The 13,722-nt window shown below is 60.1% G+C and carries 14 protein-coding genes; 10 read left to right on the forward strand and 4 right to left on the reverse strand.

Annotated features, from left to right (window positions below; all coding sequences use genetic code 11):
* Positions 1–293 precede the first annotated feature (293 nt).
* The gene (gene prpB, locus WH299_RS00010; protein ID WP_028617524.1) at positions 294–1,187 is read right to left on the reverse strand and encodes a methylisocitrate lyase; all 894 of its coding nucleotides are present in this window, start codon (positions 1,185–1,187) and stop codon (positions 294–296) included.
* Positions 1,187–1,897 (reverse strand): GntR family transcriptional regulator, encoded by a 711-nt coding sequence (locus tag WH299_RS00015; RefSeq protein ID WP_016979247.1) that lies wholly within the window; start codon positions 1,895–1,897, stop codon positions 1,187–1,189. Before WH299_RS00015 ends, prpB begins: the two co-directional genes overlap by 1 nt.
* 272 nt (positions 1,898–2,169) lie before the next feature.
* Between WH299_RS00015 and rloA the strand changes: the two genes are divergently transcribed.
* The 6 genes from rloA (at position 2,170) to WH299_RS00045 (ending at position 7,547) form a co-directional block, all read left to right on the forward strand.
* On the forward strand, positions 2,170–2,706 hold the full coding sequence (gene rloA, locus WH299_RS00020) for a retropepsin-like aspartic peptidase RloA (RefSeq protein ID WP_028617525.1): 537 nt from the start codon (positions 2,170–2,172) through the stop codon (positions 2,704–2,706).
* A gap of 5 nt (positions 2,707–2,711) precedes the next feature.
* Positions 2,712–4,244, forward strand: coding sequence for an osmotic stress tolerance membrane protein RloB (rloB, locus tag WH299_RS00025; RefSeq protein ID WP_122726520.1), 1,533 nt, complete (start codon positions 2,712–2,714; stop codon positions 4,242–4,244).
* On the forward strand, positions 4,244–5,230 hold the full coding sequence (locus tag WH299_RS00030) for an alpha-L-glutamate ligase-like protein (protein ID WP_016979244.1): 987 nt from the start codon (positions 4,244–4,246) through the stop codon (positions 5,228–5,230). Before rloB ends, WH299_RS00030 begins: the two co-directional genes overlap by 1 nt.
* 85 nt (positions 5,231–5,315) lie before the next feature.
* Complete coding sequence (gene pabB, locus WH299_RS00035) at positions 5,316–6,659, forward strand: aminodeoxychorismate synthase component I (RefSeq protein WP_339549342.1); 1,344 nt, start codon at positions 5,316–5,318, stop codon at positions 6,657–6,659.
* A gap of 229 nt (positions 6,660–6,888) precedes the next feature.
* Positions 6,889–7,191: a type II toxin-antitoxin system HigB family toxin gene (locus WH299_RS00040; RefSeq protein WP_339549344.1), complete on the forward strand. Its 303-nt coding sequence runs from the start codon at positions 6,889–6,891 to the stop codon at positions 7,189–7,191.
* Positions 7,191–7,547 (forward strand): helix-turn-helix domain-containing protein, encoded by a 357-nt coding sequence (locus tag WH299_RS00045; RefSeq protein ID WP_339549346.1) that lies wholly within the window; start codon positions 7,191–7,193, stop codon positions 7,545–7,547. The genes WH299_RS00040 and WH299_RS00045 overlap by 1 nt, the downstream gene beginning before the upstream one ends.
* A gap of 124 nt (positions 7,548–7,671) precedes the next feature.
* Here the strand turns inward: WH299_RS00045 and thrH are convergent, their stop codons facing one another.
* Complete coding sequence (thrH, locus tag WH299_RS00050) at positions 7,672–8,289, reverse strand: bifunctional phosphoserine phosphatase/homoserine phosphotransferase ThrH (RefSeq protein ID WP_095017258.1); 618 nt, start codon at positions 8,287–8,289, stop codon at positions 7,672–7,674.
* Between the two features lie 153 nt (positions 8,290–8,442).
* Between thrH and WH299_RS00055 the strand changes: the two genes are divergently transcribed.
* From WH299_RS00055 to WH299_RS00065, 3 genes are all read left to right on the forward strand, one after another.
* On the forward strand, positions 8,443–9,177 hold the full coding sequence (locus tag WH299_RS00055; protein ID WP_003214958.1) for a phosphoadenylyl-sulfate reductase: 735 nt from the start codon (positions 8,443–8,445) through the stop codon (positions 9,175–9,177).
* A gap of 344 nt (positions 9,178–9,521) precedes the next feature.
* A complete protein-coding gene (locus tag WH299_RS00060; RefSeq protein WP_339549347.1) occupies positions 9,522–11,048 on the forward strand; it encodes an NCS1 family nucleobase:cation symporter-1 in 1,527 nt (508 codons plus the stop codon).
* A gap of 13 nt (positions 11,049–11,061) precedes the next feature.
* The gene (locus tag WH299_RS00065; RefSeq protein ID WP_068935389.1) at positions 11,062–11,790 is read left to right on the forward strand and encodes an aspartate/glutamate racemase family protein; all 729 of its coding nucleotides are present in this window, start codon (positions 11,062–11,064) and stop codon (positions 11,788–11,790) included.
* A 104-nt stretch (positions 11,791–11,894) separates the two neighbouring features.
* Here WH299_RS00065 and WH299_RS00070 read toward each other — a convergent pair whose 3' ends face one another.
* Positions 11,895–12,818 (reverse strand): LysR family transcriptional regulator, encoded by a 924-nt coding sequence (locus WH299_RS00070; protein ID WP_339549348.1) that lies wholly within the window; start codon positions 12,816–12,818, stop codon positions 11,895–11,897.
* A 126-nt stretch (positions 12,819–12,944) separates the two neighbouring features.
* Here WH299_RS00070 and WH299_RS00075 point away from each other — a divergent pair, with 126 nt between their 5' ends.
* The gene (locus WH299_RS00075; protein ID WP_033901224.1) at positions 12,945–13,691 is read left to right on the forward strand and encodes a 3-oxoacyl-ACP reductase family protein; all 747 of its coding nucleotides are present in this window, start codon (positions 12,945–12,947) and stop codon (positions 13,689–13,691) included.
* Positions 13,692–13,722 lie beyond the last annotated feature (31 nt).

Consider the following 13,722-nt stretch of genomic DNA (forward strand, 5'->3'; position numbering starts at 1 on the left):
AACTGCGCGTCGGCGGCCAGTTCGCGCACGTCGTAGCCGCGATAGGTCAGGCCGGGGCCGGCCGGGCCGACGGTGGACAGTGCAGTCTGCCCCGCCACCTGGCCACGTAGGCCGGCGCCACTCAGTACTTTTGCTTCAGCCATTTCTCTTCTCCAGTCTTGTATTTATAAGGAGGCCTTGGTTAATCGCGGCCCTGTAGAAGCCGGCTTGCTGGCGATAGGCCCTTGAGGCTTGCGCCAGGTTCGAAGGCGCAATCGCCGGCAAGCCGGCTCCTACAGTTGTTCGTCAGGCATTTATTTCTTGGCGGCAAACAGCGCGTCGAGCTTCTGCTCGAAGGTGTGGTAGTCGATGCGATCGTAAAGCTCCATGCGGGTTTGCATGGTGTCGATCACGTTCTGTTGGGTGCCATCGCGACGGATCGCGGTATAGACGTTCTCGGCGGCCTTGTTCATGGCGCGGAAGGCCGAGAGCGGGTAGAGCACGATGGAAACATCGGCAGATTTCAACTGTTCGGTGGTGTACAGCGGCGTGGCGCCGAACTCGGTGATGTTGGCCAGGATCGGGGCCTTCACCTTTGACGCAAAGAGCTTGTACATCTCAAGTTCAGTGATGGCTTCCGGGAACACCATGTCGGCGCCGGCTTCAATGCAAGCGGCGGCGCGCTCCAGCGCAGACTCCAAACCCTCCACCGCCAGGGCATCGGTGCGGGCCATGATCACGAAGCTGTCATCGGTGCGCGCATCCACGGCAGCTTTGATGCGGTCGACCATTTCCTGCTGGGACACGATTTCCTTGTTCGGGCGGTGGCCGCAGCGCTTGGCGCCGACCTGGTCTTCGATATGGATCGCGGCCGCGCCGAACTTGATCATCGACTTGACCGTGCGCGCCACGTTGAACGCCGAGGAGCCGAAACCGGTGTCCACGTCCACCAGCAGCGGCAGGTCGCAGACGTCGGTGATGCGGCGCACGTCAGTCAGCACGTCATCCAGGCCAGTAATCCCCAGATCCGGCACGCCAAGAGAACCGGCAGCCACACCGCCACCCGACAGGTAGATCGCCTTGAAACCGGCGCGCTTGGCCAGCAGCGCGTGGTTGGCATTGATTGCACCGACCACCTGCAAAGGATGCTCGCTGGCGACCGCGTCACGGAAACGCTGGCCTGGAGTCGTCTTATTATTGGAACTCATCATTCACCTCGTGATTGGGCAGTGCCGTCCGGGAAGTGACGGGCAATGTTGCGTTTGGATGCGCCGATATGCCGGCGCATCAACAGTTCGGCCAGTTCACCGTCGCGATCGGCAATTGCGTCAAGGATGCGGTGGTGCTCGGCAAAGGCCTGGCGTGGACGATTGGGGGTGGCGGAGAACTGGATGCGGTACATGCGCACCAATTGGTACAGCTCGCCGCAGAGCATTTGGGTCAGGGTACGGTTACCGGCGCCTTGAATGATCCGGTAATGAAAATCGAAGTCGCCCTCCTGCTGGTAGTAACCAAGGCCGGCCTGGAAGGCTTCATCGCGCTCATGGGTATGCAGAACCTGGCGTAGCTCTTCGATTTCCGCATCGGTCATTCGCTCGGCGGCCAGGCGACAGGCCATGCCTTCGAGGGATTCGCGGATTTCATAGAGCTCGATCAGCTCGGCGTGGCTCAATGAAACCACCCGAGCGCCGACATGCGGCACGCGCACCAGCAGGCGCTGGCCTTCCAGCCGATGGATCGCCTCGCGCAGCGGGCCGCGGCTGATGCCATAGGTGCGCGCCAGTTCCGGCTCGGAGATCTTGCTGCCGGGAGCGATCTCACCCTTGACGATGGCGGCCTGGATACGCCGGAAGACGTTCTCGGACATGGTCTGGGAATCGTCTTGCGCCACCACTGGGGATTCCAGCTGATCCAGCATATTGTCGACACCTTTAAAAGCAATGCCGCAAAAACTAGCCAATCAGCCCTGGATAGTCAAAGAATAAATCCATATTGTCGACAATCGTCTAATAACCGCCGATGCACCCTTGCAGGGCATGGCCGCCTGCCAGCGCTGGCGCCAAAAAAGCATCATGTTAGAATGCCCGCCACTTTTGCCTGACATCGCGAGATGAAACGGCGCACGAGGGAGCTTGCGCAGTAATGCCAGTCGCCTTGAATTGAACATCGCACTGCACCGCCTCGGGATTTATGAGACTCAAGCCCTTCCTTCTATTGATTTGCCTCCTGGCTGCACCGGGCCTTGGCGTCGCCGCCGAGAAGACCGTGTACGGCCTCAACGAATACGCCCAGTTGGCCGGGATCGACCTGGAAGTCGCCGCCAAACTGGACACCGGCGCCAAGACCGCCTCCCTCAGTGCCCGCGATATCAAGCGCTTCAAGCGCAACGGCGAATCCTGGGTGCGTTTCTACCTGGCCATCGACACCGCCCATTCCCACCCCATCGAACGCCCCCTGGCCCGCGTCAGCAAGATCAAGCGCCGCGCCGGTGACTATGACCCCGATGAGGACAAGAACTACACCGCCCGTCCGGTGATTGCCCTGGATATCTGCATGGGCACCGCTTTACGCAGCATCGAAGTGAACTTGACTGACCGCAGCGCATTCCAATACCCGCTGCTGATCGGCTCCGAAGCGCTGAAACGCTTTGATGCGCTGGTCGACCCCAGTCTTAAATACGCAGCAGGCAAACCCGCCTGCGCCGCCGACGCTCATACCGCCGAGTAAACCGAATGCGCTCTCTGACCCTGCACCTGAAAATCCTCATCGCCATCCTGGTGGTGTTGGGTATTTCGGTCACCGCCTACCAGATCTTCGTGCTGGGGATCCCCGTCACCGAGGACGCCACCGACGACTTGTGGAACATCGACGCCAAGGTCGAGTTCGTCGCCAACCCGAAAGACCCTGTGAAGATCCAGATGTTCGTGCCGCCCCTGAGCCGCGACTTCGTCAGCCTCAACGAGAGCTTTATCTCGAACAACTACGGCGTGAGCGTCAACCGCACCGACGGCAACCGCAAGGTGACCTGGTCGGCACGCCGCGCCAAGGGCAACCAGACCCTGTATTACCGCCTGGTCCTCACCAAGCGTTACAGCGGTGAAAAGGTCAAGGTCAAGGGCCCGACCTTCCGCGACAGCATTGCCGTGGAAGGCCCGGAAAAAATCGCCGCCGAAGCCCTGCTGGCGCCGATCCGCCAGCACTCGGCCGACGTCGAGACCTTTATCAGCGAAGCCATCAAGCGCACCAACAACCTCAATGACGACAATGTGAAGCTGCTGCTGGCGGGCGACCCCTCCATCCCGCACAAGGCCAAGATCGTCGAGCTGCTGCTGTCCATCGCCCACGTACCGGTGGAAAAGGTCCACACCATCCGCCTGGTGGCCGACCAGCCGCAAACCCCGGAACTCTGGCTGCGCAGCTTCAATGGCAGTGACTGGCTGTACTTCAACCCGGAAACCGGCGAACAGGGCCTGCCCACCGACCGCCTGCTGTGGTGGACCGGTGATGAAAACCTGATCACCGTCGATGGCGGCAAGAAGGCCATGGTGACGTTCAGCCTGAACAACAGCGAAATGAACGCGATTCGCCTGGCCAAGCTGACGGACGAGAACACCGACGCCAACTTCCTCGAATATTCGCTGTACGGCCTGCCGCTGCAAACCCAGCAGACCTTCATGATCATGGTGATGATCCCGATTGGCGTGCTGGTGATTTTGATCCTGCGCAACTTGATCGGCCTGCAGACCCTGGGCACGTTCACGCCGGTGCTGATCGCCCTGGCGTTCCGCGAGACGCAACTGGGCTTCGGGATTGTGCTGTTTACGATTATCACGGCGCTGGGGCTGTCCCTCAGGTCGTACCTGGAACACCTGAAATTGCAGATGCTGCCGAGGTTGTCGGTGGTGCTGACGTTCGTGGTGGTGCTGATCGCGGCGATCAGCCTGTTCAGCCATAAACTGGGGTTGGAGCGCGGGTTGTCGGTGGCGCTGTTCCCGATGGTGATTTTGACCATGACCATCGAACGCCTGTCGATCACCTGGGAAGAGCGCGGCGCCAACCATGCGCTGAAAGTGGCGATTGGTACGCTGTTCGCCGCGTCCCTGGCGCACCTGATCATGAGCGTGCCGGAGCTGGTGTACTTCGTGTTTACCTTCCCGGCAATCCTGCTGATTCTGGTGGGCTTCATGCTGGCCATGGGTCGTTATCGCGGCTACCGCCTGACCGAGCTGGTGCGTTTCAAGGCCTTCCTGAAGGCTGACCAGTAATGTTCGGTTTCTGGAAGACCTGGAAAGCCCTGGAAGCGCGGGGAATCATGGGCATCAATCGGCGTAACGCCGACTACGTGCTCAAGTACAACAAGCGCAGCCTGTACCCGATCGTGGATGACAAGATCATCACCAAGGAGCGCGCACTGGCCGCCGGCATTCATGTGCCGGAGATGTACGGGGTGATTTCCACCGAGAAGGAGATCGACAAGCTCGACGATATCATCGGCGGGCGCAGCGACTTCGTGATCAAGCCGGCCCAGGGCGCCGGCGGTGACGGCATCCTGGTGGTGGCAGACCGCTTTGAAGGGCGCTATCGCACGGTGTCCGGCAAGATCATCAGCCATGAAGAGATTGAGCATCAGATTTCCAGCATCCTCACCGGCCTGTACTCGCTCGGTGGCCACCGCGACCGTGCGTTGATCGAATACCGCGTGGTGCCTGACCAGATCTTCAAGAGCATCAGCTATGAAGGCGTGCCGGACATCCGCATCATCGTGCTGATGGGCTACCCGGTGATGGCCATGCTGCGCTTGCCGACCCGTCAGTCGGGCGGCAAGGCCAACTTGCACCAAGGGGCGATTGGCGTGGGTGTCGACCTCGCGACCGGCCTGACCCTGCGGGGCACCTGGCTAAACAACATCATCACCAAACACCCCGACACCACCAACGCGGTGGATGGCGTGCAACTGCCCAACTGGGACGGTTTCATGAAGCTTGCGGCGGGCTGCTATGAGCTGTGCGGCTTGGGCTATATCGGCGTGGACATGGTGCTCGACCAGGAAAAAGGCCCGCTGATCCTGGAGCTGAATGCGCGGCCTGGGCTGAATATCCAGATCGCCAACGACTGTGGCCTGACCCTGCGCACCCATGCAGTGGAAGCCCGGCTAGAAGAGCTGAAAGCCGCCGGCGTGACGGAAACCCCGGAAGAACGCGTGAAGTTCGTGCAGGAAATGTTTGGGCATATTCCACCTGTGGAAGGCTGAAGATCGCATCGCCGGCAAGCCGGCGCCTACAGTGGAATGCGGTACAATTGCCGCCCCTTCTATGCCCATAGCTGATTCGCCTCGCATGTCGACCTGCTCTGTATACCCACTGCCTTACCAGGCCAACCCCGCTGCGTATTTTGCGGCGATTCGCAATGCGCCTGGCGCGGTGCTGCTGGACAGCGGCCGACCGGCAGCTGAGCGCGGGCGTTATGACCTGCTGAGCGCCTGGCCACAAGCGACATTGACGGTTTCACCTGACGAAAGCGGTGGTGATTTCCTGCAACGCTTGCGGGAAAACCTTACGCAGTTGGGCGAGGCGGATCTGCCCGCGGGCTATGAGCTACCGTTTGCGGGCGGGCTGATCGGCTACCTGAGCTATGACTTTGGTCGCCATCTTGAGCACATGCCGCACCTTGCCGCGGACGATTTGCACCTGCCGGACGCGCGCTTCGGGCTATATGCCTGGGCATTGATCAGCGATCATCAGGCGCAGACCAGCCAGCTTGTGTTTCATCCGGCACTGGCCGACAGCGAGCAACAACGCTTGATCACTCTGTTCGGCCAGCCGGTAGCCAGCAACGCGGCGACCTTCAAGCTTAAAGGCCCCATGGCTCCGGACCTCAGCGCCGAGGCCTATCGCCAGGCTATCGTGCGCATCCAGGACTACATCCAGGCCGGCGACTGCTACCAGGTCAACTTTGCCCAGCGCTTCCGAGCGTCGTGCGCGGGCGATCCCTGGGTTGCCTACTGCGCCCTGCGCGAAGCCTGCCCGACGCCGTTCTCCGGATTCCAGAGTCTGCCGGACGACGGCGCGGTGCTGAGCCTGTCGCCCGAGCGCTTTGTGCATATCAGCGAGCGCCGCGTCGAAACCCGGCCGATCAAAGGCACCCGCCCCCGCGGCCTGACGCCCGAAGACGACGCCGCCAACGCCGCCGAACTGCTGGCCAGCCCCAAGGATCGCGCCGAAAACCTGATGATCGTCGACCTGCTGCGCAACGATCTCGGCCGCACCTGCCGCACCGGCTCGGTGAGCGTGCCAGAGCTGTTCAGCCTGGAGAGCTACCCCAACGTGCACCACCTGGTGAGCAGCGTCATCGGCGAATTGGCCGATGGCAAAGACGCCCTCGACCTGATCGCCGGCAGCTTCCCAGGCGGCTCCATCACTGGCGCGCCGAAGATCCGCGCGATGCAGATCATCGACGAACTTGAGCCGACGCGACGCGGGTTGTACTGCGGGTCGCTGGTGTATCTGGATGTGCGGGGAGAGATGGACAGCTCCATCGCCATTCGCAGTTTGTTGGTCAAGGATGGGCAGGTGTGCTGCTGGGGTGGCGGCGGGATTGTGGCGGATTCGCAGTGGGAGGCGGAGTATCAGGAGTCGCTGACCAAGGTGCGGGTGCTGTTACAAACTTTGGAAAACCTGTAGCCCCCAGGCTCCTCCTGGATCTGCAACATAGGGCCAGGCAGGAAGAAAGATCCTGATACGGAACGACTGTGGACGCTGAGTGAACTGGAAGATAGCGTCCAGCTCCGACCGTCCACCCGCCGTTTGTGAGGGATCACATGAAGCGTCTGCTTACTCGTCAGAAATTATTTCCGAGATTGCATCTCGACCCAACCACACCTATCATCTCCCAAATTGGGAGGTGGCAGCGATGCGAATAATCGCTCTCTCTACCTTGCGAATATTCTGGGAAAGCCACTCAGCTTATTCCGACGCCAAAGCGCCTCTTGTCGAGCTGCATCGCCATATGCAAAAGGCGAATGACCCAACGCCGCAAGCGCTCAAAGCAGAGCTTAGAGCGGCAAGCATTCTTAAAAGTGGCAGGGTGGTCTTCAACGTGGCCGGCAACAAGTACCGAGTGATCATGGCGATCGACTATCAGCGACAGCTTGGGTTCATACGTTTCGTGGGGACTCATGCCCAGTACGATCAGATCATCGCGGAGACCGTGTGATGAACATCAAACCTATACATTCCCATGCGGATCTAACTGCTGCGCTTGCGCGCGTGGAGCAGATATGGGGAGCGCAGATCGGCTCACCTGAGGGTGACGAGCTGGAAATTCTTGCTGTCCTCATTGAGAAGTACGAGGCAGAGCATTTTCCGATGCCTCCCTCGGACCCTGTGGAAGCGATCAAATTTCGCATGGAGCAACTGGGCATGACCGCCCGCGACCTGGAGCCCTTTATCGGTAGCAGTGGGCGGGTGTCAGAAGTGTTGAACCATAAGCGCAAGCTGAGCTTGTCGATGATCAAGCGCCTGCATGAGGGCATGCGCATTCCTTATGAGCGCTTACTGGCTGGCATATGAGATTTGCGGCGTCTGTGGAGGCCCCATCGCGGGCAAGCCCGGCTCCCACAATTGATCGGGTTCACACCACCCAAAGGTGGGAGCTGGCTTGCCTGCGAAGAGGCCATCCGCCGCACTGAAAAACTTACAGGCTCAACGCCCGATTCGACGCCTTGATGAACTCTTTCTTCAAGTCCTCAAAGGTGTGCACCGCCGGGAACTGCGGGAACTCGCGAATCACATTCTCCGGCGCATGGAACAGAATCCCACGGTCGGCTTCGCCCAGCATGGTGGTGTCGTTGTAGGAATCACCGGCGGCGATCACGCGGTAGTAAAGGGTCTTGAAGGCCAATACCGACTGGCGCTTCGGGTCTTTCTGGCGCAGTTGGTAACTGACCACGCGATCGGTTTCGTCAGTGATCAGGCGGTGGCACAGCAAGGTCGGGAAACCCAGTTGACGCATCAGCGGCTGGGAGAATTCATAGAAGGTGTCGGACAGGATCACCACTTGGAAGCGCTCGCGCAGCCAGTTGACGAACTCGACAGCGCCGTCCAGCGGCTTGAGGGTAGCGATCACTGCCTGGATATCCGCGAGCTTGAGCCCGTGTTCATCGAGGATGCGCAGGCGCTGCTTCATCAGCACGTCGTAGTCGGGAATGTCCCGAGTGGTGGCCCGCAGGGATTCAATACCGGTTTTTTCGGCGAAGGCGATCCAGATTTCCGGCACCAGCACCCCTTCCAGGTCGAGACAGGCAATTTCCACAAGACACTCCCATTGTTGATGTTGTCGGTTGAGCGAGCAAAAGGACTGCCGAACTCTAGCGATTCAAGCTCGCCGCCGCAACGCAGAGCGGATTTTGATACCATCGCTCCCCTATAGAGCGCTCAGCGCCACTGACCTGTAGGAACCGTCCTGATGAACCAAGCCTTCGACGTCGCTGAACTCGCCGCGACTTACGCCAACAAATCTGCCCAGGACATTCTCAAACTGGCGTTCAGCCAGTTCGGTGATGACCTGTGGATTTCCTTCAGCGGCGCCGAGGACGTGGTGCTGGTGGACATGGCCTGGAAGCTGAACAAGAACGTCAAGGTGTTCAGCCTCGACACCGGCCGCCTGCACCCGGAGACCTACCGGTTTATCGAGCAGGTGCGCGAGTTCTATAAAATCGACATCGAACTGATCTCGCCGGACCAGAGCAAACTGGAACCCTTCGTCAAAGAAAAGGGCCTGTTCAGCTTCTACAAGGACGGCCATGGCGAATGCTGCGGCGTACGCAAGATCGAGCCGCTGCGCCGCAAACTCTCCGGCGTCAGTGCCTGGGCCACCGGCCAGCGCCGTGACCAGAGCCCGGGCACCCGCAGCCAGGTGGCGGCGCTGGAAATCGACACAGCCTTCTCCACCCCGGAACGCACCCTGTACAAGTTCAACCCGCTGGCGCAGATGACCAGTGAGGAAGTCTGGGGTTACATCCGTATGCTGGAGTTGCCGTACAACAGCCTGCATGAGCGCGGCTTTATCAGCATCGGCTGCGAACCCTGCACCCGCCCGGTGCTGCCGAACCAGCACGAACGCGAAGGCCGCTGGTGGTGGGAAGAAGCCACGCAGAAGGAATGCGGGCTGCATGCGGGGAATATCATCAGCAAGGCATGACCCTCGATCTGTACACAAGAATGTCACCATTAGTGCCATTCTTGTGTGCACTTATAAAATTACGCACCGAAAAGTTACATTCTTCCCCGCCTCAACACCCTCGCTGTTTTGCACACACTTCACCCAACAAAATAAATAGCTGTTCAAACGGTCAATTTATATCGCTTTGAATTCAGCTAGTTATTTCCTGCGCCTATAAAAACGAAATTACCCACAGTTTTCATAGATCAAAAACTGGCACGCAAGTGGCTTAAGGTGAAATGCGCTTTGTATACAATAAATACAAAACCTACATACACTTTGCCATCTGCGGCTTGACTGCGGATGCGCTGGAGCCTGCCGGAATGCGTACAAGCCTCTCGAATAACATCGCACTGGACCTGCCCTCCTCCCTGAAGCCCGAAGCCATCGAGCCAGGCCCGCTGGTGCTCAGCCCACGCCTGCACAACAAGGACTTGGCGCCCACCAAAGTCGAAGGCCGGCGCTGGGGGCGCTACAGCATCTTTGCGCTGTGGACCAATGACGTGCACAACATCGCCAACTATTCCTTCGCCATTGGCCTGTATGCCTTGGGCCTGGGCGGCTGGCAGACTCTGCTGTCCTTAGGGATTGGCGCGGCGCTGGTGTACTTCTTCATGAACCTGTCGGGATACATGGGGCAGAAGACCGGCGTGCCCTTTCCGGTGATCAGCCGTATCAGCTTCGGCATTCATGGCGCGCAGATTCCGGCGTTGATTCGCGCGGTGATTGCGATTGCCTGGTTCGGTATCCAGACCTACTTGGCTTCGGTAGTTTTCCGAGTGCTTTTAACGGCAATTCATCCGGGTTTTGCCGACTACGACCACAACTCGATCCTGGGCCTGTCGTCGCTCGGCTGGGCCTGTTTCGTGGCGATCTGGTTGGTGCAATTGGTGATCCTGGCCTACGGCATGGAGATGGTGCGGCGCTACGAAGGCTTCGCCGGGCCGGTGATTCTGCTGACGGTGGCATCGTTGGCTGGTTGGATGTATTTCCAAACCGCTGGGAATATCGCCTGGTCGATCCGCGAACCGCTGCGCGGCGGCGAGATGTGGCGCAATATATTTGCCGGTGGCGCGCTGTGGCTGGCGATCTACGGCACGCTGATCCTCAATTTCTGCGACTTCGCCCGCTCTTCGCCGTGCCGCAAAACCATCCAGGTTGGCAACTTCTGGGGCCTGCCGGTGAATATCCTGGTGTTTGCCGTGATCACCGTGCTGCTGTGTGGCGGGCAATTCCAGCTCAATGGCCGGGTGATCGAAAGCCCCACTGAAATCATCGCGGCGATTCCCAGCACCTTTTTCCTGGTGCTCGGTTGCCTGGCGTTCCTGATCGTCACCGTGGCAGTGAACATCATGGCCAACTTCGTCGCACCGGCCTTTGTGCTGAGCAACCTGGCGCCCAAGTACCTGAACTTCCGTCGCGCAGGGTTGATCAGCGCCACCGTGGCGGTGTTGATTCTGCCGTGGAACCTCTACAACAGCCCGTTGGTGATCGTCTATTTCCTTTCCGGCCTGGGCGCCCTGCTGGGGCCGCTGTATGGGGTGATCATGGTGGATTACTGGTTGATCCGTAAAAGCCGGGTGGACGTATTGCAGCTGTATAGCGAAGACCCGAATGGCGTTTATTACTACAGCCGTGGGGTCAATTTACGCGCAGTAGCGGCCTTTATTCCCGCAGCCGTGATTGCCATTCTCCTGGCGCTGCTGCCCGGTTTCGCCAGCGTCTCGCCCTTTTCGTGGATGTTTGGCGCCGGTATTGCAGGGGTGCTGTACCTGCTGATCGCCAAGCGTCAGCCGTTCTACGCCGATGTCAGCGGCGAAAGCATTGCAGTCGATAACGTCAGTCATTAATCAAGGACATTCCATGCGTATCCTCGTGGTCAACGTCAACACTACCGAATCCATCACTGAAACCATCGCCCAGCAGGCACGGGCGGTGGCTGCGCCCGGCACTGAGATTGTCGGGCTCACGCCCTACTTCGGCGCGGAGTCGGTGGAAGGCAACTTTGAAAGCTACCTGGCGGCCATCGCGGTGATGGACCGGGTGATGGCCTACGACCAGCCGTTCGACGCGGTGATCCAGGCCGGCTACGGCGAGCACGGCCGTGAAGGCTTGCAGGAACTGCTGAACGTGCCGGTGGTGGACATCACCGAAGCGGCCGCCAGCACGGCGATGTTCCTCGGTCACGCCTACTCGGTGGTGACCACCCTGGACCGCACCGTCCCACTGATCGAAGACCGCCTGAAACTGGCCGGCCTGTACCAACGCTGTGCCTCGGTGCGGGCCAGTGGGATGGCGGTGCTGGAGTTGGAAGAAAATCCGTTGGCGGCCATGGAAGCCATCGTGCGCCAGGCCGAACTGGCCATCAGCGAAGACAAGGCCGAGGTGATCTGCCTGGGCTGTGGTGGCATGGCCGGGCTGGATGAGCAGATTCGCCAGCGCACCGGTGTGCCGGTGGTGGACGGTGTGACCGCTGCGGTGACCATCGCCGAGTCGCTGGTGCGGTTGGGGTTGTCGACATCGAAGATCAGGACTTATGCGACGCCGAGGGCGAAGAAGGTGATTGGCTGGCCGGGCCAGTTCGGACGGTAGACCGAGGTGTGGCCATCGCGGGCAAGCCAGCTCCCACAGGGGAATGCATTCCAAGGTGGGAGCTGGCTTGCCTGCGATGGCCGCGATGCGGTGTGAGAGTGCAATCAAATGGCACTGAATCGCTGCCCCAACTGCTGCTCGGAAAACTGCTCGATGATGAAATCCACAAATGCGCGAGTCTTGCCGGGCAGCAGTTTGTGTTCGGCGTAGTAAATGGAGATGTTACCGTCGTCGACGTACCACTCGGGCAGCACCCGCACCACCGCGCCGCTGTCCAGGAACGGCACCGCCATGGGCATGCTCACCAAAGCGATGCCCAGGCCCTGGGCGCTGGCGCAGCAGGCGGCTTCGGAGTCGCTCATGGTCATGCCTGGTTTGAGCACCAGCGGGCGGTGTTCACGCTCGGTGCTGGTCAATTGCCAGGAGCGGATGCGGCCGGTTTGCGGTGAGCGGATGAGAATCCCGGTGCAACGCGCCAAGTCCTCTGGGGTTGATACCGAAGCGCGTTGCGCCAAGTAGCCCGGTGACGCCACCAACACGCGATGAGCCGGCGTCAACTTGCGCGCCACCACGCCCTGGGGCAGCTCGAAACCACCACCAATGGCGGCATCGAAGCCCTGCCCGATCAAGTCGACCTGGCGGTTATCGAAATGCCAGTCCGGGCTGATATCCGGAAACCGCTGCATGAACGTCCCCAGCAGCGGCACCACATACCGATTACCAAACACCGTACCCATGCTGACCTTGAGCGTGCCCACTGGCCGTCCTTCGGCACTGGCCAGGTTGGCCACGGCGTTCTGGATGGTGGTGAGGCTGCCACTGACTTCGTCGAGAAACAGTTTGCCAGCCTCGGTCAGCGTCAGGCGCCGAGTGCTGCGCTGGAACAAGCGCACACCCAGGCGCGCCTCCAGCTTGGCGACACTTTTGCCGACGGCTGCAGGGGTCAGGCTCAGGTGCCGCGCCGCTTCAGCAAAGCTGCCACCTTCGGCGCTGCGCACGAAGCATTCGATACTGCCAAAGCTTTCCATACCGACCCACTCTAAACTTTTGGTTTACACAGACTATAGCAATCACGGTCTACCGGGAGGGGCTGGCGAGGTCGATACTCGGTTCCAACAACAAGGCATCCCGCCTTGAACAGCTAGGAGATCGACATGACCACACAGAACCTCAGCGGCAAAGTCGCCTTGATTCAAGGCGGTTCTCGCGGCATCGGCGCCGCTATCGTCAAACGCCTCGCGGCGCAGGGTGCAGCAGTCGCTTTTACCTACGTCAGCTCAGCCGCCAAGGCTGAAGAATTGCAGAACAGCGTGATCAGCGAAGGCGGCAAAGCCCTGGCGATCCACGCCGACAGTGCCGATGCCGGCGCCATCCGCAACGCGGTCAACGCCACGGTCGAAGCCTTTGGCCGCCTGGACATTCTGGTGAACAACGCCGGTGTGCTGGCCATCGCGCCGCTGGAAGACTTCAAGCTGGAAGATTTTGACCAGACCTTGGCGATCAACGTACGCAGCGTGTTTATCGCCACCCAGGAAGCGGCCAAGCATATGGGTGAAGGGGGTCGGGTGATCAACATCGGCAGCACCAATGCCGAACGCATGCCGTTTGGCGGTGGTGGCCCATATGCGATGAGCAAGGCGGCGCTGGTGGGGTTGACCAAGGGTCTGGCGCGGGATTTGGGGCCACGGGGTATCACCATCAACAATGTGCAGCCTGGGCCGGTGGATACCGATATGAACCCGGCGAACAGTGATTTTGCCGAGAGTTTGATTGGGTTGATGGCGGTGGGTCGGTATGGGCATGTCGAAGAGATCGCTAGCTTTGTGGCTTACCTTGCGGGGCCGGAAGCGGGCTACATCACCGGTGCAAGCCTGACCATTGATGGTGGCTTCAGCGCCTAGGGCTTCCTGAACACCGCAAATCAAATGTGGG

The sequence above is a fragment of the Pseudomonas sp. MYb541 genome, from assembly GCF_037479595.1.
Taxonomy (GTDB): domain Bacteria; phylum Pseudomonadota; class Gammaproteobacteria; order Pseudomonadales; family Pseudomonadaceae; genus Aquipseudomonas; species Aquipseudomonas canadensis.